This is a genomic window from Sphingomonas sp. 7/4-4, from assembly GCF_027941955.1.
Lineage (GTDB): Bacteria > Pseudomonadota > Alphaproteobacteria > Sphingomonadales > Sphingomonadaceae > Sphingomonas.
This window is the reverse complement of record NZ_CP115960.1, coordinates 883,267-904,635: the sequence shown is the minus strand read 5'-3', so window position 1 is coordinate 904,635 and position 21,369 is coordinate 883,267. Positions and strand designations below refer to the sequence as shown.

The 21,369-nt window shown below is 66.1% G+C and carries 21 protein-coding genes, 1 tRNA gene and 1 pseudogene; 13 read left to right on the top strand and 10 right to left on the bottom strand.

The window, feature by feature from the left end:
* Positions 1 to 225: 225 nt before the first annotated feature.
* A complete protein-coding gene (locus PIB19_RS04705) occupies positions 226 to 459 on the bottom strand; it encodes a hypothetical protein (protein ID WP_271239871.1) in 234 nt (77 codons plus the stop codon).
* A 302-nt stretch (positions 460 to 761) separates the two neighbouring features.
* Between PIB19_RS04705 and PIB19_RS04700 the strand changes: the two genes are divergently transcribed.
* The 11 genes and pseudogenes from PIB19_RS04700 to PIB19_RS04650 all read left to right on the top strand — a co-directional run bounded on the left by PIB19_RS04700 (position 762) and on the right by PIB19_RS04650 (position 9,667).
* Positions 762 to 1,112, top strand: coding sequence for a hypothetical protein (locus PIB19_RS04700; RefSeq protein WP_271239870.1), 351 nt, complete (start codon positions 762 to 764; stop codon positions 1,110 to 1,112).
* A 222-nt stretch (positions 1,113 to 1,334) separates the two neighbouring features.
* Positions 1,335 to 2,729 carry a B12-binding domain-containing radical SAM protein gene (locus tag PIB19_RS04695; RefSeq protein WP_271239869.1) on the top strand — a complete coding sequence of 465 codons (1,395 nt, stop codon included), beginning with the start codon at positions 1,335 to 1,337 and terminating at the stop codon, positions 2,727 to 2,729.
* Positions 2,726 to 2,923 carry a hypothetical protein gene (locus PIB19_RS04690; protein WP_271239868.1) on the top strand — a complete coding sequence of 66 codons (198 nt, stop codon included), beginning with the start codon at positions 2,726 to 2,728 and terminating at the stop codon, positions 2,921 to 2,923. Before PIB19_RS04695 ends, PIB19_RS04690 begins: the two co-directional genes overlap by 4 nt.
* Positions 2,887 to 3,534 (top strand): class I SAM-dependent methyltransferase, encoded by a 648-nt coding sequence (locus tag PIB19_RS04685; RefSeq protein WP_271239867.1) that lies wholly within the window; start codon positions 2,887 to 2,889, stop codon positions 3,532 to 3,534. The genes PIB19_RS04690 and PIB19_RS04685 overlap by 37 nt, the downstream gene beginning before the upstream one ends.
* Complete coding sequence (locus PIB19_RS04680) at positions 3,531 to 4,175, top strand: class I SAM-dependent methyltransferase (RefSeq protein WP_271239866.1); 645 nt, start codon at positions 3,531 to 3,533, stop codon at positions 4,173 to 4,175. The genes PIB19_RS04685 and PIB19_RS04680 overlap by 4 nt, the downstream gene beginning before the upstream one ends.
* Before the next feature lie 157 nt (positions 4,176 to 4,332).
* Positions 4,333 to 4,665 (top strand): annotated as a pseudogene (locus tag PIB19_RS23490) (hypothetical protein); the annotation flags it as partial.
* Positions 4,666 to 5,224: 559 nt separating this feature from the next.
* Positions 5,225 to 5,857, top strand: coding sequence for a hypothetical protein (locus PIB19_RS04670; RefSeq protein ID WP_271239864.1), 633 nt, complete (start codon positions 5,225 to 5,227; stop codon positions 5,855 to 5,857).
* Positions 5,854 to 6,534 (top strand): class I SAM-dependent methyltransferase, encoded by a 681-nt coding sequence (locus tag PIB19_RS04665; RefSeq protein WP_271239863.1) that lies wholly within the window; start codon positions 5,854 to 5,856, stop codon positions 6,532 to 6,534. The genes PIB19_RS04670 and PIB19_RS04665 overlap by 4 nt, the downstream gene beginning before the upstream one ends.
* Positions 6,522 to 6,830, top strand: coding sequence for a hypothetical protein (locus tag PIB19_RS04660; RefSeq protein ID WP_271239862.1), 309 nt, complete (start codon positions 6,522 to 6,524; stop codon positions 6,828 to 6,830). Before PIB19_RS04665 ends, PIB19_RS04660 begins: the two co-directional genes overlap by 13 nt.
* Positions 6,831 to 6,923: 93 nt before the next feature.
* Entirely contained in the window at positions 6,924 to 7,853 is a 930-nt protein-coding gene (locus tag PIB19_RS04655) for an amidohydrolase family protein (RefSeq protein WP_271239861.1), read from the top strand.
* A gap of 1,025 nt (positions 7,854 to 8,878) precedes the next feature.
* A complete protein-coding gene (locus PIB19_RS04650) occupies positions 8,879 to 9,667 on the top strand; it encodes a TylF/MycF/NovP-related O-methyltransferase (RefSeq protein ID WP_443018700.1) in 789 nt (262 codons plus the stop codon).
* A gap of 42 nt (positions 9,668 to 9,709) precedes the next feature.
* Here PIB19_RS04650 and PIB19_RS04645 read toward each other — a convergent pair whose 3' ends face one another.
* The 9 genes from PIB19_RS04645 to PIB19_RS04605 all read right to left on the bottom strand — a co-directional run bounded on the left by PIB19_RS04645 (position 9,710) and on the right by PIB19_RS04605 (position 19,247).
* Positions 9,710 to 10,090: a cupredoxin domain-containing protein gene (locus tag PIB19_RS04645; protein ID WP_271239859.1), complete on the bottom strand. Its 381-nt coding sequence runs from the start codon at positions 10,088 to 10,090 to the stop codon at positions 9,710 to 9,712.
* Positions 10,018 to 10,776 carry a TorF family putative porin gene (locus PIB19_RS04640; protein ID WP_271240910.1) on the bottom strand — a complete coding sequence of 253 codons (759 nt, stop codon included), beginning with the start codon at positions 10,774 to 10,776 and terminating at the stop codon, positions 10,018 to 10,020. The genes PIB19_RS04645 and PIB19_RS04640 overlap by 73 nt, the downstream gene beginning before the upstream one ends.
* Positions 10,777 to 10,935: 159 nt before the next feature.
* Positions 10,936 to 12,180, bottom strand: a complete 1,245-nt coding sequence (locus tag PIB19_RS04635) for a S8 family peptidase (protein ID WP_271239858.1) — start codon at positions 12,178 to 12,180, stop codon at positions 10,936 to 10,938.
* The gene (locus PIB19_RS04630; protein ID WP_271239857.1) at positions 12,177 to 12,878 is read right to left on the bottom strand and encodes a zf-HC2 domain-containing protein; all 702 of its coding nucleotides are present in this window, start codon (positions 12,876 to 12,878) and stop codon (positions 12,177 to 12,179) included. The genes PIB19_RS04635 and PIB19_RS04630 overlap by 4 nt, the downstream gene beginning before the upstream one ends.
* A complete protein-coding gene (locus PIB19_RS04625; RefSeq protein ID WP_271239856.1) occupies positions 12,823 to 13,386 on the bottom strand; it encodes an RNA polymerase sigma factor in 564 nt (187 codons plus the stop codon). Before PIB19_RS04625 ends, PIB19_RS04630 begins: the two co-directional genes overlap by 56 nt.
* An 801-nt stretch (positions 13,387 to 14,187) precedes the next feature.
* A complete protein-coding gene (locus PIB19_RS04620; RefSeq protein WP_271239855.1) occupies positions 14,188 to 17,106 on the bottom strand; it encodes a hypothetical protein in 2,919 nt (972 codons plus the stop codon).
* 41 nt (positions 17,107 to 17,147) lie between these two features.
* A complete protein-coding gene (locus tag PIB19_RS04615; RefSeq protein WP_271239854.1) occupies positions 17,148 to 17,435 on the bottom strand; it encodes a hypothetical protein in 288 nt (95 codons plus the stop codon).
* Positions 17,436 to 18,448: 1,013 nt separating this feature from the next.
* A complete protein-coding gene (locus PIB19_RS04610; protein WP_271239853.1) occupies positions 18,449 to 18,793 on the bottom strand; it encodes a hypothetical protein in 345 nt (114 codons plus the stop codon).
* A 364-nt stretch (positions 18,794 to 19,157) separates the two neighbouring features.
* Positions 19,158 to 19,247 (bottom strand) — tRNA-Ser (locus tag PIB19_RS04605).
* Positions 19,248 to 19,353: 106 nt separating this feature from the next.
* Between PIB19_RS04605 and PIB19_RS04600 the strand changes: the two genes are divergently transcribed.
* Both PIB19_RS04600 and PIB19_RS04595 read left to right on the top strand, forming a co-directional pair.
* Entirely contained in the window at positions 19,354 to 20,400 is a 1,047-nt protein-coding gene (locus PIB19_RS04600) for a lytic murein transglycosylase (RefSeq protein WP_443018699.1), read from the top strand.
* On the top strand, positions 20,384 to 21,355 hold the full coding sequence (locus PIB19_RS04595; RefSeq protein ID WP_271239852.1) for an SPOR domain-containing protein: 972 nt from the start codon (positions 20,384 to 20,386) through the stop codon (positions 21,353 to 21,355). The genes PIB19_RS04600 and PIB19_RS04595 overlap by 17 nt, the downstream gene beginning before the upstream one ends.
* The last annotated feature ends 14 nt before the right edge of the window (positions 21,356 to 21,369 follow it).

Below are 21,369 nucleotides of genomic sequence, written 5' to 3'. Positions count from 1 at the left end.
GCGCCAAGGCGCAAGCGCGCGCCGCTCCGACGGGAATGAAATGGTAGCGCACGCCGCGCCGGGTGAACCGGGCCCCGGCGTGGCTCGCCTGCATCACCACTATTTCGGCACCCGCGCTGGCCGCAGCCTCCGCGATCGCCGGCAAGGTCTGCCAGGCGGCCAGCAGCGCTTCCGGCTCACGCCGCTGCGGATCGAGGACGCAATTCACCTGGGCGATGCGCAACGTCACGAGGAAGCATGCTCGATCAGCCGGGGCAGGTTCGCAGCGAGAAGCGCGATCGCCTCCTTCGGCTCCGCGCTGAGCGTCAGGCGCCATGCCCCGCGCCGCGTGATCCGGCGCAGCCCGGCTTCGATCTCCGTCGCGAGCAGGTCGAACCCCGGCTCGAGCGGACCAAGCGCCGCAATTGCCGTCGAAGGATCCAGCCACTCCAGCGACGCGCGCTCCCCGCGATGGAGCACGCACAGGGTCGCAGCGCCCGCCGTGACGGGCTGTGGGGGCGCGGGCAGGGCAATGGCGCGCTTGCGCTTGCCGTTGCGCAGGCGGATCGGCGCGTCCGGTAGTCGGGGGCATCTTCGGGGAAGAGATGCACCGGGCGGGGAATACCCCAGACGCGGAACCTGCCCTCCGTTTCTAGATAGACGGTGTCGTCGGAGAGCAGTGGGAAGCCCGCCGAATGCGCGGCCAGCGCAAGGCAGCTCTTCCCTGAACCGCTGCGCCCCGCGAGCAGGATCGCCGTCGGCCCCACGACAAAGCCTGACGCGTGGATCGGCGTTCGTCCATTGCGCGTGAGCAGCCACAGAATCAGGCAGTCGAGCACTTGTTCGCGAAACACCGCGTCGTCGAATGCGTCCACATTGGCGACGCGGCACCAGGCCTGGCCGTGCGCGGCGTCGGCATGCGCTTCGACGTCGCCGCGGATCGAAAGATGAAGCCCATCGGTGCCGATCATCGGACCGGTGCCGTCGACCGGAACCGGGCCTATTTTCAGCGACAAATGCAGCATGGGTCCGTGCACATCGGGCGGCGCTTCCCAGCCGCGACACGCCGCGGCGACCGCCTCGATCAGTCGCGGGTGGCCGGCCTGCACGCGGAGCGTCACGCCGAGCGGTGAGAAATAGGCGAAGGCGCAGTCGCCCGTCGGCGGCGCGTCCGTTGTTCGTTCCGTTCCGATTTCCGCGCTCATCACTCTGCGCCCCGCTTGCTCCACTTCCTGAGTGGGCGGGATGCACGCGAAGGTTCAAATCACCCTGCCGCTTTCCTTGGCCCCGCTTTGAACCTCGGCAGGTCGCGCCGCCACTAACCTCAAACCAGTGCGTAGAAACGGGGTGGCAATGTGATTCTGGTCGCTCATTCCTTCTGTCAGCGGCGCGACCGCAAGCAATTCGAACGATCAAAACCCTATGCGCCGCTCGCCACCTTGCTCGCCGCGGCGATCCTTCGCGAACGGGGTCATCCGGTCGCATTGTTCGATGCGACGTTCGAGCCTTGCGTCGACGGGTTCGGATCGCGGATCGCTGCGCTCGATCCGCAGATCGTCCTGCTGATCGAGGATAATTTCAACTATCTGACCAAGATGTGCACCGAGGATCGGCGTGCCGATGCGCTGCACATCGTCGCGGCCGCGCGCAAAGCCGGCGCGCGCGTCGCGGTCAACGGGCCGGACGCCTCCGACAATCCGCGCCTGTATCTCGATGCCGGTGCCGATGCGGTGATGACGGGCGAGGGCGAGCTCGGAGCGACGGCGATCGTCGACGCGTTCCAGCGTGGCGCCCCGCTCCAGGCGATCCCGGGACTGATCCTGCTCGAGGCTGGAGAGCTGCGCTACACACCGCCGCGCCGGCAGGAACAGGCGCTGGATGAACTGCCCTTTCCCGCCTGGGACTTGGTCGACGTCGCTGCCTATCGCGAGACCTGGACGCGGGCACACGGTCATTTCTCCTGGAACATGGCGGCGTCGCGCGGCTGTCCCTATTCGTGCAACTGGTGCGCCAAGCCCACCTTCGGGCGGCGCTACACCCAGCGATCGGCATCCTCGATCGCGGAAGAAATGGCGCGGCTGAAACACGAAGTCGCGCCCGACCATATCTGGTTCGCCGACGACATTTTCGGGATGACCGGGGATTGGATCGCCGACTTCGCCGAAGAGGTGGTGCGGCGGGACGCGCGCATTCCTTTCATGATGCAGTCGCGCGCCAATCTGATCACAGAACCGGTAGCCGCGGCGTTGGCCGCGGCGGGTGCGGAGGAAGTGTGGCTCGGAGTCGAATCGGGTTCGCAGCGGATCCTCGATGCGATGGACAAGGGCACAAGCGTCGAATCGGTGCGCGTCGCCACGCGGACGTTGCGCCGCCACGGGATCCGCTCCGGCTGGTTTCTCCAGCTCGGCTATCCGCCCGAGGATTGGGAGGACATCCTCCTCACCCGCGATCTGCTCCGCGACGAGCGGCCCGATGAGATCGGTGTCTCGGTCTCCTATCCGTTGCCGGGCACGGTGTTCCACGATCGCGTAGTCGCCGAACTCGGCGCGCGCCGTAACTGGCGCGACACCGACGAGCTCGCGATGCTCTTCCAGGGGACGTTCGACACTGCCTTCTACCGGCTGGTGCGCGACGCGTTGCACGCGGACGTCGATACCGGGATGGTCGACGAGCTGCGCTGGCACGACCTTGCCCGGCGGGCGGACGCGCATCGATCGTCCAGCCCGGTCGGCATGGAGCTTCGCGCGTGAACGCGGCTGCGGAATTGCTGCCCGCGGGCGCGGCCTTCGATGCGATCGCCGGCAATTTCGATGCGCGTTTCGGCGACTGGCAAAGCGTCGAGGCACAGCGGCGTGCAGTGCGCCGCGCGCTCGTCGATCTGTTTCCCGAAGGGCGCGCCTGCTGGAGATGGGCGGCGGGACCGGCGTGGACGCGGCTTGGTTAAAGGCGCGCGGACGGGAGGTGCTGCTCACCGATGCCTCGCCGGCGATGGTGGCGGAGGCGGCGCGCAAGTTGGGGCCCGATGCGGCGGAAGTCGTCGCGATCGAGCAGCTCGACCGTCTTGCCGAGCGCGGCGAGCGTTTCGACGGCGCCTTCTCCAATTTCGCCGCGCTCAACTGCGTTTCGGACCTGGCACCCATGGGCCGGAGCCTGGCGCGGCTGGTGCGGCCCGGCGGGCATGTCGTGCTGGTGGTCTTCGGATGCTGCTGCCCCGGCGAGATGATCACGGAAGCCGTACGAGGACGCTTCCGCAATGTGCTGCGCCGGGCACGCAAAGGCGATGTCCCGGCCACGCTCGCCGGGCGTAGCTTCAGCGTGCGCTATTACCGCAGGGCAGCGATCATGGCGGCGATGGCGCCGGAGTTTCGCTATGCCGGGCGCACCGCGATAGGCCTGTTCGTTCCGCCGAGTGCGGCCGAGCCCTGGATTTCCCGGCATCCCAGCCTTTTGGCGGGACTCGAAGCGGCCGACCGGATCGCCGCCCATCGGCTCGCGCCTTTCGGCGATCACATCCTCTATTGTTTCGAGCGACGCCGTGAGGGGGACGCCGCATGAACGCGCCGCTCACCGACACGCTCGACCGCTTCCGTGCCGACTATGCCGCGCATCGTGCCGCCGAGGGGCGCGGGCTCGTGGAGGCGGAGCTGCTCGATCTCCCCCGGCTGCGGAGCGGACCGCTGGCGCGGCAATGGGGTGTGCGGGCCCGCACCTTCGAAGCCTTTCTCGAGCATGTCGCTGATCCGATCGCCCGAGATGCGGGGCGGCCGCTGCGCATCCTCGATCTCGGCGCCGGCAATGGCTGGCTTTCCTATCGGCTCGCGCTGCGTGGGCACGAATGCACTGCCGTCGACATCCGCGACGACCGTGTGGATGGTCTCGGCGCGGCTCGAGCCTTTCGCGCGCGGGTGCCGTTCGACTGTCTCGTCGCATCGTTCGACGCGCTGCCGGTAGTCGATCGCTTTGCCGATCTCACGATCTTCAACGCCGCGCTGCACTATGCGACCGATCTGGGCGCGACGCTGGCGGAGGCCGCGCGGGCGACGCGGCGCGGCGGCACGCTCGTCATCCTCGATTCCCCTTCTACACGAAGGACGCGCAGGGCGCGGCGATGGTCGCAGAGAAGCATGCCCAAGCCGCCGAGCGCTTCGGCGATCGCGCGTGCAGCCTGCTCGCGCTGCCGCACATCGAATATCTGACCGCCGCGCGGCTGCACGGGGCCTCGGCGCCGCTCGGCCTCATCTGGCGGCGGCGGCGGGTCACCTATCCGCTCTGGTACGAATTGCGTCCGCTTGTTGCGCGCCTGCGCCGCGCCCGCATGCCCTCCCGCTTCGACATCTGGACCGCGCAAACCCCATGATCCTGCTGATCAATCCCCGCGCCACCCGGCCCAAGAACCGCCGCTTCCCGCTGAGCCTGATGGCGATCGGCGCCGCACTGCCTCAGGGCACCGACTGGGAGATACTGGACGGCAATCTGCCCGGCATGGACCTGCTCGCCAGCGCGGCCGCGATGATCGACGCGCGCGCCGCGACGCCGGACCCGGTGCGCGCGATCGCGCTTACGGTGATGCCGGGGCCGCAGCTCGTCAGTGCGGTGCCGCTGTCGAAGGCGCTCAAGGCGCGATATCCGGATATCCCGATCATCTGGGGCGGCTATTTCGGCAGCCTCTATCCCGCCCCGGTGCTCAACGCGCCTTATGTCGATTGGGTGATCCGCGGGCAGGGCGAGCAGACCTTCCTCGAGCTGCTCGAAGTGATCGAGAGCGGGCGCGATCCCACCAGCGTGAAGGGCCTTGCCTTCCGCCAGGCCGACGGGACGCACTGGATCGGAGCCGAGCGCAATTGGGTGGGGCCGGACGAGCTGCGCGATCCGCCGTTCCACAAGATCCATATCGGCACCTATCTGCACCCGACCATCCTCGGTCGCCGCTCGGGCGTCTATCAGGCGTCGATCGGCTGTCCCTTCGGGTGCAGCTTCTGCGGCGTGATCTCGGTGTTCGGGCGCAAGGAGAAGGTTCAGGCGGCCGACCGCGTGGCCGCGAACCTGGCCTTTCTGGTGCGCGAGCACGGGATGGATCTCGGTCCATTTCTACGACAACAACTTCTTCCTCAACGAGAAGCATGCCCGCGCGATCGGCGAAGCCTTCCTGCCGCTGGGGATCAGCTGGTGGTGCGAGGCGCGCGTCGACACGCTCTCGCGCTTCTCCGACGACACCTGGGACCTGCTCCGCCGTGCCGGGCTCAGGATGGTGTTCTGCGGTGCCGAATCCGGATCGGACGAAGTGCTCGCCAAGATGTCGAAGGGCACCACGACCGATCAGATCCTGGCAGTCGCGGCGAAGACGCGCGAGCACCGCATCATCCCCGAATTCTCGTTCGTGTTCGGCGATCCGGACGAGCCCGAGCGCGAGACCGACAACACGCTCCGCTTCATCCGCCGCCTCAAGGCGATCAACCCCGAGATGGAGCTGATCACCTATTTCTACACCCCGACGCCCCAGCGCGCCGCGACGTACGGCGATGTCGATCCGCTCACCGGCACGCCCACCGATCTCGACGAATGGATCCAGCCCGACTGGGTCAACTGGATGACGCACGAGGATCCGCACCTCCCGTGGATGGACCGGCGGATCAAGGCGCGGGTGGAGAATTTCGAACTGGTGCTCAAGAGCCGCTTCCCCTCCGTCCATGACGGCCGGACGCGCGCCTGGGGCAAGCTGGTCGGCCGCATCCTCGCGCTGCGCAGCTGGGCGCGCGAGGACTATCGCGACCCGGTGCTGCTGCGCGGCGTCCGCCGGCTGGCCCAGCGTACGCGCGACGACCGCCAGGCCTATGGCCATCTGCGCCAGGGCGCCGACGCACTGGACGTGGCGGCATGAGCGCGCTCCCGGTTCGCGAAGGCTATCGGCTCTGGGCGCCGACCTACAGCGCCGAGAATGCGGTGTCGCAGCTCGAGGCCGCGCTGGTGACCGAGATGACTCCGCCGCTCGCCGGACTGCGCCTGCTCGATGCCGGGTGCGGTACCGGCCGGCGGCTGCGCGATTGCGGTGCGGCCATGGCGACCGGGATCGATCTGAGCCCCGAGATGATCGCCGGCCGTGCGGATCTTGATCCCGCAGTCCGCCTGCTGGTCGGCGACGTGCGGGCATTGCCGCTTCCCGATGCCGGGTTCGACCTGGTCTGGTGCCGCCTCGTGATCGGGCATTTGCCGGAATGCGAGGCGGCCTATGCCGAGCTCGGACGCGTCACCGCCGCCGGCGGACAGGTGATCGTCACCGATTTCCATCCGGCGGCGCACGCGGCGGGCCATCGCCGGACCTTCCGCCACGGCGACGACGTCCATGAAGTCGAGCACTATGTCCACGCGCTGGCGACGCATCGCGAGGCCGCGCGCGCCGCGGGGCTGCGGCTGACTGTGGTTCGCGAGGCGGAGATCGGCCCTTCGGTCCGGTCCTTCTACGAACGCGCCGGGCGGATCGCATTGTACGACGCGCATCGCGGGCTGCCGGTGGTGCTCGCGCTTTCCCTCGTGAAGGAAGATCGATGCGGATCCTGATCCGCACGCCCGATCGCGATGTCGCGATCCATGGCGCGACGCTGATCGAGCCCTCGGGCGATTTCGACATCCGGCTCGACTTCGCCCAGGGCCAAGTCCGTCCCGGCCTGATCAACGCGCACGACCATCTTCACCGCAATCACTACGGCCGGCTCGGCGAACCACCCTATCCGGACGCCTATGCCTGGGCGCAGGACATCCAGCTTCGGCACGCCGACCTGATCGCCGAACGCCGCGCGCTCCGCGCCGCGAGGCGCTGCTGGCGGGCGCCTGGAAGAATTTGTTCGCCGGCGTGACGACCGTTGTCCATCACGACCGGTGGGAAGCGGATTTCGACCGCGATTTCCCGGTACGCGTCGCCCGCGTCCCCAGCATGGATCTCGCTCGGCATGATCGAGGAGCTCGCGGTTCCCGCGGCGGCACCGCGCTTCTGCCTGCACGTCGCGGAGGGCGTCAGCGCGGCCGCCACAAGCGAGGTCGACCAGCTCGAGCGCATGGACCTGCTCTCGCCCCGGCTGATCGCCGTCCACGGCGTCGGGATCGAGGGCGAGGCCATAGCGCGGTTCCGCGCGTCGGGCGCGGTTTTGGTCTGGTGCCCGACGTCCAACCTGTTCCTGCTCGGGCGCACCGTGTCGCGCGAACTGCTCGACGGCCTCGACGTGCTGTTGGGCAGTGACTCGCTGCTCACCGGCGACGGCGACCTGCTCGACGAGCTGCGCGTCGCCCGCCGGCTCGCCTTGCTGTCGGATGCGCGACTTGCGGATGCGGTCGGCGTCACGGCCGCGCGGCGTCTCGGGCTCCCGGCGCCTTCGCTCGATCCCGGTGCCGCGGCCGATATCGTCGTGCTGACCAGGCCGCTGCTCGAAGCGCGCGCCGAGGATGTCGCGCTGGTGGTGGTAGACGGCATTCCCCGCGTCGCGCGGCTCGATCTCGTGCCGGCGCTGGGCGCGCTGGCGGCCGTCGGCCGCATCCGCAGGCACGGCAACCTCCGCCGCTGGACCAACGCGTCGGCGGCCGATCCGCCCCCGCGATCCCGCCGCGCGGAACCGAATCTCTCTCAACAGTGGGTGCACTCCAATGACGTTTGCCGCCAAGACTTCCCTGCTCGCCGCGCTGCTCCTGGCCGGCACCGGCACTGCCTGGGCCCAGACCGAGACTCCGGCCGAAACCGCACCCCCACCCGATGCCGCCGCCGCCACCGATCCCGCACAGGAAGAAGTGCCCGCCGACACGCCACCGCCGCCTTCCACCGATATCCTCTCGGGCCGCACGCTCTCGATCCTGCTCGACGCGCGGCTGGTGGCCGCCAACAGTCATGAGCGCTTCTCCACCGGCGGTCCTTCGATCACGCGCTTCTCGGGCACCGACGACGGCGATTTCCGAGTCAATCCGCTGCCGATCGAGGCCGATCTGATCTGGACGCCCCGTTTCACCAATTCGCTCGCGGGCAATGTCTCCGTCGCGTGGCAGCGCGACCAGGAGAATGAAGTCGACGTGATGGAGGCGTTCCTCACCTTCCTGCCCGAGCGATCGGGCAATGTCAGCTTCTCGGCCAAAGCGGGGCTCTATTGGCCGGAGATCTCGCTCGAGCATGCCACCGGCGGCGCATGGAGCACGGTGCACACCATCACGCCCTCGGCGATCAATTCCTGGGTCGGCGAGGAAGTGAAGGTCGTCGGCGCCGAGGTCTCGATGATGGCCACGCTCGGCAAGAGCGACTTTTCGGCGACGGCCGGCGTGTTCGGGTTCAACGACACTTCGGGTACCTTGCTCTCGTTCCGCGGCTGGGCGCTGCACGATATCAAGGCGACCGCATTCGGCCATTTCGATCTGCCGCCGCTCAACGACTTCATCGTTCACCTCCAGGAGGACCGGACGCGGTCGCTGATCGAGCTCGACAATCGTGTGGGCTTCTATGGGCGCCTCGAATGGCGACCGCCCGTGCCGGTGACGATCAACGCCTTTTACTACGACAATCGCGGCAACCCACAGGCTTTCAAGCCCACCGGCCAATGGGGATGGCGCACGCGCTTCGCGAATATCGGGCTCACTGCCGAACTGGCGCCGGGGCTGCGCCTCCTTGCCCAGGCGATGGAGGGGACGACGCAGATGGGCTTCAAGACCAATGGCGTCGTCTGGGTCGATACGCGCTATCGCTCGGCTTATGCGCTGCTCGCGAAGGAGATCGGCGCGGGCGAGATATCCGGCCGGATCGAGGCCTTCGATACCAGCGAGCATGGCAGCGAGATGTCGCATGACGACGAGAAGCAACGCGGCTGGGCGCTCACCGCGGCGGGCCGCTGGACGTTCAATCCGATGATGACCGGCTTTCTGGAACTGCTCCATGTGCGCAGCACGCGGGGCACGCGGAGAGTCCATTTCGACCTGCCGCCGACCGAATCGCAGACGGTGGTGCAGGCATCGCTGCGCATCCGGCTGTGAGGTCTGCCGCGGTCCCGCCGGCGCTGCGCACCCATTCGTGGAAAGGTGCCCTGGCCCGGCGGTTCCTCGCGCGGCGCGGCGCGGTGTTGGCGCGGCTGCCCGCGCAGGCGCGAGACGACCTCGCGCTGGTGCACGAGACCCGCCGCCGGACCGCGCTGCTGATGACCGATGCGGCGGCGCTCCATCTCGTCGCCTGTGTGCGTGCCGCTTCCGGGCTGGACGGCGCGATGGCCGAGGCGGGGGTGCTGATGGGCGGCAGCGCGCGCCTGATCGCGACGGCGAAGGGCAGGGCGCCGCTGCATCTTTTCGACGTGTTCGAGACGTTGCAGGCGAGCGATGCGCCCCGGACCGCGCTGGGCGCGCATTTCGGCGGCGTCCATGGCACGCTGGCGGCCGTCGAGGGCCTGCTGGCCCCTTTGCGGGCATCTCCTTTCATCCCGGCATATTCCCGCACACGGCGGCGGGGCTGGAGGATCTGCGCTTTTCCTTCGTCCATCTCGATCTGGACCTGCCCGAAGGTACGCGCGCCGCGCTCGAATTCTTCCATCCGCGTCTGCTCCCCGGCGGCATCCTGCTCGGCGACGACTATGCCGATCCGGGCGTGCGCGAAACGTTCGAGAGTTTCTTCGGCGGGAAGCCCGAGACCCTGATCGCGTTACCCTGGAGCCAGGGAATGATCGTCAAACGCTGAAACGGCCGCGCTCGGGAGACGAGCGCGGCCGCCCCCACCGGCTCATTGCGCGGCGACTGTGAGGGTGCCGCGCATCGCGGGATGGTAGATGCAGTAGAAGGCGATGCTCCCTGCCTTCTTCACGACCATGCTGACGCTCTGGCCCTGCTGGACGCGGACGTCGAAGCTCTTGTCGCGGGCAGTGGCGGTGTGGGGCACGCTATCGCGGTTCACCCAGACGATCGTGTCGCCGACCTTCACGCCGCCAGGCAATTTGCCGAAGCTCATATTCGCCATCACCACGGTGTATTTCTGAGGCGCCGGCGATCGTGCAGTCGCCGGGGCTGTCGCCGTGGTGGCCAGGGCGAAAGTCAGCAGCGCCGCGGCGCCCGAGATCCGCAGCAGGCCGCGGCGAGAGGGATGGGCTTTTCCTGAATCCTGCATATGCGCTCCCTTCGATGGAGTCGGCGCGGTCGGAACGGACGAACGAACACCGGGGAGCTCGCGGCCGAGGACCGACGCCCGATCGCGCCGACATCCCGTAAGTGCCGCCCGCGCGCAGCGAGGTTCAAAAGCCGGCGTTCAGAAGGGAGCGAGGCCCCGAAGGTCAGCGCCGTGGCGCTGTGGCGCCGGCCGGAATAATAATCGCGCCCGGGCCCCGCTCCCGAAAGGCTGGCGCGCAGGTCCAGCCTGCCCAGGTCTCGGCCTAGCGTCAGGCGCCAATCATAATGTTCGCGCCGCACATAGCGCGGCGGGTCGCTGAGGTGGGTCAAAAGGCCGGCATGCCCGGTCAGCCGCCATTTGGGCGCCAGGCTCAGCGTGGTTTCCACCTCCCCATAGAGCGTGTGGACTCCCGGGCGAAGATAATCGGGCGAGTAATAGACGTGCGACGAGATTCCATGCGCCGTCACGCCGAGATAGACTTCGGTATAGTGCGTGTCGCCCGCGCTGGAGTGGCGCGTATACCAGCTCCGGACCGCGCCGGCGTCGATCGCGACGCTCGGGCTTATCCGTGCCGCATAGCCTGCGTTGAGCTGCCAGCCCAGCAACGCCGGATCGGACTGGTCGAAGCCGGCGGTCGCCGAGCCGTTCAGATAGAGGCCCGATTCATGATCGTAGCCGAGGTCGATTGTCGCGGCGGGATCGCCGCTGCTCAGCGAATACCCCTGAACCGAACGTCGCTTTCCATGCTGACGCTGCCGATTATCTGAGCCTCGGCCGGCAGAATCTGGCTTGTGCCGACGATCGCGATCGGCAACCCTACACGGCGAAGAGCACGGCAGAACAGCCTAACGGCGCTTGGCGACGGCGATCTGGAGTGAGCAGCTGCAATCGCAGTTCGTGGATATCGGCAAGAGTGTCGCGCAGGCATCAATATTCCCTCGCGCGCCGGGCGCCGTCACGATGCGGGGAGATGCCGTCCTGCGCTCTTCGCGAGTCAGAGCGAGCAGCCCGCTCACATGGGCCGCGGCGTAGGAACTGCCATTCACGAAATACCATTTGCCCCCGGCCTGTGTTGTTGGCACGTCGCGCCCCAAGGCACCGTACACCCCGGCGGGCCGGGACGGCAAAACCTGGTCCGTAACCGCTACCACGCCTGCCTCCGAAGCCGGAAATCCGCCCTTGGGCAAGCTCGGATCATAGGCTGCCACGACCGAAACATGGCGCGACAACGCGATCGAGACGAGCCGCGCCAGCAACGGGTCGAACGGGCCACTCAGGCTGAGGTTGATCACCTTGGCGTCGCTGTCGATCGCGAAATGCAGTGCCTTGGCGAGGCTCAGTGTGTCGCAGACCGTAGGGACAGCCACCGTCGGCCGCACCTGCCAGCAGGCGCGGAGTGCGAGCATGCGCGCGCCCGGCGCCACTCCGGCAATGCCCAGCGCATTGCCGGATTTCGCTCCGATCACGCCGGCGATGCCCGTGCCGTGCTGCTCGGCGCCACTGGGGTGGCCGACGACGAAATCGCGGCTCGCCGCGAACTGGCCGATCAGGTCGGGATGGCTGGCTTCGACCTTGCTGTCGATCACCGCGACGGTGATCCCGCGCCCGGTGGCGACGCGGTGCAGGTCCGCGAGCCGCCAGGCGCTCGCGGCGGGCTGCACGGCATAGAGCGGATCGCCTTCGGACTGCATACTGCCCTGCGCGTGGTAGAGCTGCATCGGCTGCGCCCAGAGCACTTGCCGGTCGCCGTTGAGGCGCGTCACCATGTCGTCGACGGTGTTGTCCTCCGGCACGCGCATCACGAAACAGTCGACGCCGATCAACGGCATCGGCCAGCTGTCTTCGATGGTCAGCCCGTTTCGACGCGCGATCGCCGCGGCGATGCGGCGCCGCGCGCTTGCCGAGGCCTTGTCGCCATAGGCGCCGGAATAGCTCGTGTTGGGGCGGAAATGGGGTGCCGGTAGCCGCAGCATGACGAGGATCTGCCGGTTCGTTGACGGCTGCTGGATCGTCGCGTCCTGTGCGTGGGCGAGGCCGACCGGGGCGCACAATGCGAGGATGGCACCGAGCAGAATGGCGAGACGGCTCACGGCTTGCCGTCGCCGTCCAGCGGCTCGGCAAGGGCGATGCGTGGCGAAGCGCGGAGCTGCGCGACTGCCGCGTCGCGACGCGCGCCGTCGACGCGCAATACCCATGCGCCCGTCGTCAGCGGCCCCTCCACCACGCGGGCCTGCGCGCCGTCCAGCAGCGTGCGGATATCGCGTTCGGCGGTCTCGGGGCGGAAGACGACCACCATGTTGCCGGCCTGCGCGGCGCCGGCCGAGCCGAGCGCGTGATATTCCGCGACGTTCGGCGCCTGCCGGAGCGAACCGGCGGCGACGAGTATGAGCGCCGCGGCGGCGGCCTGGCCGGCAATTGCCCAGCCCAGGGCGACGCGACGGCGCAGGAACGGAATCACGCGCGCGGTCGGTGCGGCGGGTGCGGCCGTTTCCAGTCGCTGGCGCATCGCCGCCCAGCCTTGCTCTACATCCATCGAAAGCCCTCCGATCCGACCACCCATTGCGCGTTCGAACTCCAGTTCGCCCCGGCACTCCGCGCAGTCGATCAGATGCGCCTCGACCATCGCGGCCTCGGCCGCATCGAGCGTGCCGTTGACGTACCAGGGAAGCAGCGCCTGCGTCTGCTCGTGCGGATCGCCATGGAGTTTGATGACATTGCTCAACGCGATGATCCTATATCCAGTCCGCCAGGCCGCCGCCAAGTTTGCGCCGAAGTTGACGCCGAGCATGAAACATCCGCGTCTTCACCGTATCCACCGGGCAATCCATGATCCCCGCGATCTCGCGATATCCCATTTCGTGGAAATAGGTGAGATCCACGACTGCCCGATGGTCCGGAGACAAAGTCGCCACCGCTTCGGCGAGCAGTGCTTGACGGCGTTCCTGCGCCAGTTCCTCGTCAGGGCCGGCATCGAGCGAAACGAGTTCCTCGCTGCGATCGTCCTCGACTGGCTCGTCCTGTCGGCGCAGCGCCTTGGCCGCCTTGCGATAGGCGATGGTGAAGATCCAGGTCGAAAGCTTGCTCGCGCCATTGAAGCTTCCGGCACCTTCCCAGACCACCATCATCGTGTCGTTCAGAACCTCTTCGATCACCGACGGACGGCGCAGGAGATTGAAAAGGAAGCGCGACAGCCGTCTGTGATAGATGCGATAGAGCTGCTCGAATGCCTCCAGATCGCGCTCGGACACGCGGGCGATGAGACGCAGTTCCTCCTCGTGATCGCCGCGCGCGGTCACATTTGTCCCACCCTTCGTTGAGCTCTGTCCGTCCAACGCGCCTTGTCCGTGCCGCATGGCCTGTTAGTGCAGATTATCGGCCTTCCGGTTCAACTCGCTGCCGACGCTCTCTCCGCGAGCCTGTCAGGTAAAGGCCTGCCGGGCAATTGCAGGATCTCGTCCACAGGTTCGTGGCGGTGCACCTGCGCTCAGCAGGTCCGGTTTCGCGGCTGTTCCGCCCGAGAGCAGTCAGGCAGCAAACGGCCCAAAAGCCGCCGCTAAGATCGTCACTTTGCGATTGAACGGGATCGAGAATCGCAATGGATTGCTCATGACATGCCAGATCATGCCATCAAAGCCGTGCAAAAGTGTGGGACGAAATGTGGGGACGACTTTGGGTAGATCGCCCGAAACGGCGCAGTTTCGCCGTTTTGCGCTTGACGCTGGTGACCCCTACGGGACTCGAACCCGTGTTTTCGCCTTGAGAGCACTGCAACGGCAGCAATTGGGCCGATAACAGCCTGACAGCTTTGAAGAGCACCCAACTGAAAGCTGCCGGAGAGAGCGCATTCCGGGTAAGACTGAGGTCCTGGGTTCAACCCTCTCCGGCAGCACCATTCCCCGCGGAGGAATTTCAGAGCTTCCCGCGATGATGCGCTAAGTTTCACCGAGTACGCAAAAAACGCGATTCAACGCAACAGCAGCCAGAGCAATAGGAGCAGCAGGATAGCCACCAGCAGGCAGCCCCAAGGATAGGCCAGCTTCCGGATCGTGCCTTCCAGCGAACCGTCGTCAACGGTCGAGCCGTTGCCCGGGACGCCGTCACCAACCCACGGCAATTGCGGGATCGCGCCATCCGGCGTGGCAGGCACCTCCCAGGGTTGCCCCCAGCGCCTGCACCTTGTCCGACAGCAGCCCGACATAATATTGCATCGTCGCGTACCAGCGGCTTTGGCGCGGCATGTGCGCCAGGCGCCAGTGCATCAGCGAAAACAGGCGCATGTGATCGAGCAGCATGTCTTTGCGCGTAGAAACCGGAATGCCCAACTGGAACGCGCCGATCGTTTCTCGCCACATCCGCGCATCGGCCCGTGCCTTTGCGACCAGCTGGGGATCGGGATGCTCGATTAGCAGGGCGTGGTCTCCCGCATCGTCGAAAACCGAAAGATCGGTCACAAGGGTGCGGTTGTCGCCCAGATCGAAAACACCCTTGGGAACCACAGCCTTTTTGGCCGTGGCTGCCGGAGGCCCGGCAGCCACACCGAGCGTGGCGAGCAATCCGGCCGCTTCCGCCAGCGGAATCTCTTCCACCTTGGGCAGCGGCCATTGAACGTCGCGGCCGCGATTGGTGATCTGGCGCACCGAGACGTCGAAGCGCTGGCCTCTCTTGATGCCCAAAGGGAGGTCGACGGTCAGCACGCCCGTTTGCCGGTAGAGGGTGCGCGGCAAGGGAACATAACGCATCCCGCCTGCGGGTATCTCGATCGTGCGCTCGTCCACCACCTTGATCTCGTGCCGCGGATAGAAGCGATCCGCCAACTCGACCACATCCCGCGCATTCCAGCTGGGGATGTGGATGCGCGCGTAGCTGTCGTCGGGAATGGTGGACGACCAGTCGAGCAGCAATTCGTCCGGCAGCAAGTCCTCGGTGATCGGCTGCGGCGTCGCCTCGATCTCAAAGGTGTGGAACGCCGCGCGAGAGGCGGTCATGCCGGGATTGGCAACTTCGCTGATCGCGATGTTGCGCTGCGACAGCTTGTCCGATGTCCACGGCGTCGCGCCATTGGGTATTGGCGTCCCGCTGAATTCGACTTGCGCGATCAGGCATTGATGATGGCCGGCGAGCAGGGTGCGCAGCGACTTGTTGCCGCCACCACCGCCGGGGATCGTCGGCAGGTAGTTCACGGCCAGATTGGTATCCAGCAGGACGCCGAAAAATTCCTCGCTGTCGGTATTGTCGATGGTCCGGACATTCTGGTCGTCGTTCTGCGCATTCGGATCGGGATTGCGATCCTCCGAGAAGCAGGGGAAGGACAGCCATTGCCCGCCGGACGGGCCGGGGAGCGCGATGGGCGCGCCGCCGCCGGTCTTTGGATAGCCGTCGCCGACGCCGCCATTATAGGTCAGTGCCGCGGTGGTCTGAGAGGTGAAGATGCGGAAGAACACCCGCACGTCATTGGCGGACAGCATCGTGCCGTTACGCCGCACGCGCGCGATCGCGAAATTATAGACGTTCTTCCCGCTCATCGTGGTGGTCGGCATGGCACTAAGCGCCGACGCCTGCTGATCGCCGGTCATCGACACGAACTGCGGAACGGTGATGTTGTCCTTCAGCGTATTGATGAAGGTGAACGCCTGCGCGCGGTTGGCGTTGTTCGGCAGCATCACGCCGTGCAGGCTTTCGCCGGCGACCACCCGGAAGACCTTCAGGTCGGTGCTCAGCCAGGTCGGATTGTCCCCGCCGTCCTGGTCCAGCATGAACGGATTGGCGGAGGTGACCAGCTGGAAGAACGCCGTGTCGGTCAGCGGAGCGGGTGCGGCGGACGAAGTGAGCGACGCGTTGATCGGAACCACCTGCGTGCCGAACGCGCTGCTGGAGAAATCCACATCGTAGAGGAAAGTGAAGCGCTGCAGCCGTTCCGGCATGCCTGGATCGTCGCTGGAGACCGCAACCGGCGCAATGTCGATGAAGGCGGTTCCGTCCGGCGCGACAATGGGCGCCCAGGCGGGATTGAACGGACCCGTGTTTACCGGCCCGTCCGGAAAATCGCTCGGCCTCAGCCCATCCACCGTAACCCGGATCGCGCCGGCGAAATGCGGATTTCCGGTCACTTCGTCCTGGCCGAAGGTGCTGCGCTCGAGATTGAGCGTGATGACCGGCCGGGGCCTCGCCAGCCAGTTGGTTATATTGACGAAGACCGCCTTGATCTCCTCGAACACGGTCGAATTCGCGTTGAAGCCAATGCCCTTCACGGCGTCGGGACCGGTGCGTCCGACCGGGACCGGGTCTATGTCCGGGGTTTTGATATCGAAATCGCCGGTCAGGTTGATGTCGACATAGTGGTGGAAGGTCGAGCCCGTCACCACTCGTCCGACGCCGACGGCCCGGCCGTCATAAACGCTTAGCGAGGCAACCTCCGCATCCGCGTTGGCGAGGGCGGCCCCCTCGATAAGCGCTCCGTTGCTAACGGCATCGGCTCCGCGCGATGCAAAGGGCTGGGTCGAGCCGTTGGCAATGATCTCCGGACGTTCCTGCGGGCTGCCGATCGTCCGGAATTCCTCGAAGAGCTCTCCGGCGAAGTCCAGCGTCTGATCGTAATGATATCCCGCGACGTCGCCAAGACATTTGCCCTCGTGCATGTGGTCTGGATAGACCTTAATGTCATTCCCGTTCAGGCGCAGGATAGGATGTGCGGGCGCGGTTGCGGGGACGATCGTCTGCGGCACCGAGTCGGACTGGTTTTCGAACCAGACGTGGTTGGTCGCACCGTCGGAGTTGGTGGAAGCGTCGTAATGCCCTGCCGGGTTGCGGCGCGTCGTATCCTTCCGGGTCGCCCCGTTACGGGGATTGTTCCGGGGCAGGTTGGCGGGAATCTTGGGATAGCTGTCGCCTTCGCCATACCATGCACGCATCGCCCGGACCCTGGGGATGCGGCCGCACATGTCGGCACCGATACTGTCATGATCGCCGGTTGCGAAGACGCCGCCGCCCGCGTCCATATAGCGGGCAATGTCCCGCAATTCGGCGTCCGTCAGCTCGAAAGTGCCACTGGGATTGGTGTTCAGAGGGTTTTTAGCGCCACATTCCGGCCTTGCAGGCCGATCAGCCAGATCACGTCGAACTCGGCCAGACTGTGCCCGGCTGGCAGGGCATCGAACTTGAACCCGGTCCATCCCGAGGTGGCGGTGCTGTCGTCCTGGCGATGGGCCCGGGTCACCAGCATGCCCGCGGCTTCGAGCGCGTCGGTCAGCGTCGAATAGGTGAAATCGCGATCGGCATCGCTTGGAGGAGCTGAGTCCTTTTTGAAGCGGAAGCCGCCATCAATAACTACCAATACCGTGGTTGCCATCGCGCACCTTCTTCATTTGCCAGAATAAATCTCGGCGTGTGAAAGGTATGCGACCCGTCATTTTACGGGATTGGAATCGCTTTGAGTTTACATAGCGTCGCCTGGATCCTTTCAGGAATGATTGGAAAATGCAACATGCTATCGCCGATGAGGCCAATTTTATATCATTATTATCTACGTAGAAAAACTTTTAATAATTTTATATCACCCTCATGGGGGAGAATATTTCCAAAATTAGATCAGTGTTCTTAATGGTATAATCGACATACTTATGCCCGATGGCACGGCGCCCGGCGGGATGGGCAAATGACGTCGAGCCACGCAATCGACGAGAACCTGTCGAGCCGCTGACCTAGCCGGTACTTTCGTGATGAGATCGAGCAGTTCGGGCACAGAATAAAGGAGCGGCCGCTATTAGGCCTTCGCGATCAGCCGGCGATCGTCTGCTGTTGGGGCGCATAGCGGTCGCGAGCTGTGCCGCCAGGCTCCGCAAAATCTCACGCCAAGTGTGGGGAAAAGTGTGGGGTAGCCCGCAGAGGGGCGAGATGTTCGATAGATAAATCAAACCATTAAGGCAGAATCTTGGATTCCTCCCGCGCTGCCTAACCCTTCCATCTTCCACCGAGGCCGTCTCACGGCGTAAGGTGCGCGGAGGTCGCGCGATTGCGCGTTGCCGGATGGGTCGCAGCTGTAGCCGCCCCAGCGCGAATTGCTGTCCGTTGCCGGGGCGACATCCGGCCCTAGGCGGACTTCGATGAACAGAATCGATATGGCCTGGAAGGCCTAGCCGAATTCTGAAGACCGTGTACTTCAACGCCGTCTCAAATGAGACGCCGGGGCGCTCGGTGCTCTCGTCCAGTTCTTGCGTCCCGGCTACACGCGAGCCCGCACCGGATGGTCCGAGGGTACGAAGACGGAGCGTATCTGCTGCAGACTAATGATCCGCGAACGTCGGGTTTCGGGTGGGAAGTCGCCTGGCGGCTTTCGGTCACCTGCTCTCGAAAAGCGGCCCTTCAGCTCAGAAACTGCAACAGGGCCGACGCAGCGCCGAGTTCGTCCTCGACGGGAAACAGCACAGCGGCATCGGCAATAGGCTCAAAGCCTTCCTTGGGCCCTAAGTTACGCTGCGGCGTGATCTCAACTTGGTCGTCCCCAACATCAATGCTGACGCACTGCGCCGCTTTCATGAAGGCCGCGTAGCTGCGAACTCCGGCGGCATCTTGAAACGGCTCGAAGAGGCCCTTCCACTCGCCCTGCAGCGGGTGTGGCACAACTACCGCTGACTTCGCCAACGCGTCCTTTAGACCAAAAGCAATGTCAGCTGCGATGGGGAGATAGACACTGGGATCGACCTCCAACCTAAGCCCCGTCGTTGTGCGGACCACAGGAGCGATAATGATTTTCCCGTTGGCGGAATATGCGACTGCGGATTGAACCATTAACCGATCGTAGGACCGTTAGGAGATGTCCGCCATCGGGAACCGTCAATCGCACCCTGGAAGGACTGACATTGGGCGGTAGCGGTCCGGCAGCTTTCCGCCTCCAGACGACGGATCAATTGCGAGGCTGCGCGGCGCATTAGCCTTCCGGTGGTGGAGATCGCGTCTACGGAGGTCCGAAGACGCTCCATCAGATCGCCGGATGTAAATGGGACCCTAAGTGGGACCGAAATCCTTCCGCCGAAGAAGTATCTTTAGATATCAGCCTGATAGGGGAAGGAAGTGGCGGAGAGGGTGGGATTCGAACCCACGGTGAGCTTGCACCCACGGCGGTTTTCAAGACCGCTGCCTTAAACCACTCGGCCACCTCTCCGCTGGCGCCCCCGCTATCGCGCTCCGCGGCGGCGCGCCACAAAATCTTGCCCGGCTGCCGATTTGAGGGGCTTCATGCCCGCGCCCGGCTGTGGCACAAAACCGGCATGTTGGCTTTGCGTGCGATGATCGGGAAGGTGGCGGCTCTGGCCGTGGCCGTGGTGTTGGCTACCCCGGCGGCGGCGCCGGCGATCGCGCAGGACGAAAGCGGCTTCCAGGCCTATCTCCAGACGCTCGGGCGGCAGGCGGTGGCGGAGGGCGTCACGCGGCGCACGGTCGACCGGGTCATCCCGACCCTCACTTTCAATGCCCGCGTCGTCGAGCTCGACCGGCAGCAGCCCGAGACTCGGCCGAATGCGCCGATCTCTCCCTTCGAGCCTTATCGCGTGAAGCATGTCGATGCGGCGCGGATCGGGCAGGGGCGCAGCGCCTGGCAGCGCCAGCGGCCGCGCCTCGCGCGGATCGAGCGCGAGACCGGCGTTCCCGAATCGATCATGGTCGCGATCTGGGGGCACGAGACCAATTACGGCCGGGTGATGGGCGGATTCGATTTGCCCCGCGCGCTCGCCAGCCTCGCTTATGAAGGGCGGCGGCGCGACTTGTTCGCGAGCGAGTTCATCGCGACGCTCAAGATGATCGACCGGGGCGTGCCGCGCGAGAAGCTGGTCGGGAGCTGGGCGGGTGCGTTCGGCGGGCCGCAATTCCTGCCGAGCGTCTATCTGCGGCTCGCGGTGGACGGTGACGGCGACGGGCTCGCCGATATCTGGAGCAGCGAGGCGGACACGCTCGCCTCGATCGCCAATTATTTCGTCAATGCCGGCTGGAGGCCCGGGCAGCCCTGGGGCATCGCAGTGCGCGTGCCCGACGGGTTCAACCGCGCGGCGATCGCCGGGCGCACCACCGCGCCGCGCTGTCCTCGGGTGTTCGAACGGCACAGCCGCTGGAAGACGATTGCGGAATGGCGCGCGCTGGGGCTGGTTCCGCAGGGCAAAGGCTGGCCCGCCGACAATGTCCAGGCGACCTTGCTCGAGCCCGACGGCCCGGGAAGGACCGCCTATTTGCTCACCGGCAATTATCGCGTGATCCTCGACTATAATTGCTCGAATTTTTACGCTTTGTCGGTAGGCCTGCTCGCCGATGAAGTGGAACGCTAGCGCAATCGCTGCTCTTCTCCTCCTCGCCGGATGCGGCGGGGACCGGAGCCTTGCCAATATCGCACCCGAGCTCGCCGGCTCGGTCGCCGCCCGGAATTCAGGGCAGCACACGCCTTCGATCGGGGCGTTCGCTGTCGTTCCCGGCGGCCAGGCCGCGCCCGGTGCAAGCTATGCCGTTCCGGGCAACGCACCGCCCCCGCCCGCGCAGGACAGCTATGCCGACCCGGCCGCAAACGCCGCAGGCCCGCGCGGCTCGTCGCAGCGAACCCCTGGCGAGCAGCGTTACGACGAAGTCGGTTACGCCGGAATCGGGTTCGAGGATGCGAGCGTCACGGGACTCCACGCCTCGCTCGCGCCCGATACGCTCGTCGAAGTGACGTCACTGGAGAATGGCCGCACGATCGTGGTGCTGATCACCGGGGCCATGGCGCCGGGAACCCGCGGCCCGATCGATCTCTCGAGCGGCGCAGCCCGCGCGCTTGGCCATGACGGCGCCGGGCCGATCGCCGTGCGCGTGCGGAAAGTCGCTGCCGGTCCGGGGGACATGCTCGCGCTTCGTTCGGGCCGCTCGGCGGCGACGCGGCCGGATACGCCGCCGATCCTGCTCAACGCGCTACGCAAGCATCTCGGGGCCCCGGCAATCGCGGCCGCATCTGCTCCGGCGACGGTCAGGCCCGCCACGCAGCCACCTCGCCCGAGCGTTTCGCGCCCCGCGCCGGCGCCGCGTGCGGCACGTCCGGCATCGGGCCGGGGCTTTTACGTTCAGGTCGCCGCACTTTCTAACGCCAGGAATGCGCAATCGCTTGCACAGAGGATGGGCGGCTTCGTAAAGCAGGGCGGAGGGCTCCATCGCGTGCAGCTCGGCCCCTTTGCGACGAAGCGGGAGGCGGATGCTGCACGGGCCGGGGCCGCACGCGCGGGTTATGGAGACGCGCGCGTGATCGCCGTCAACTGAGTAACCCGGGGACC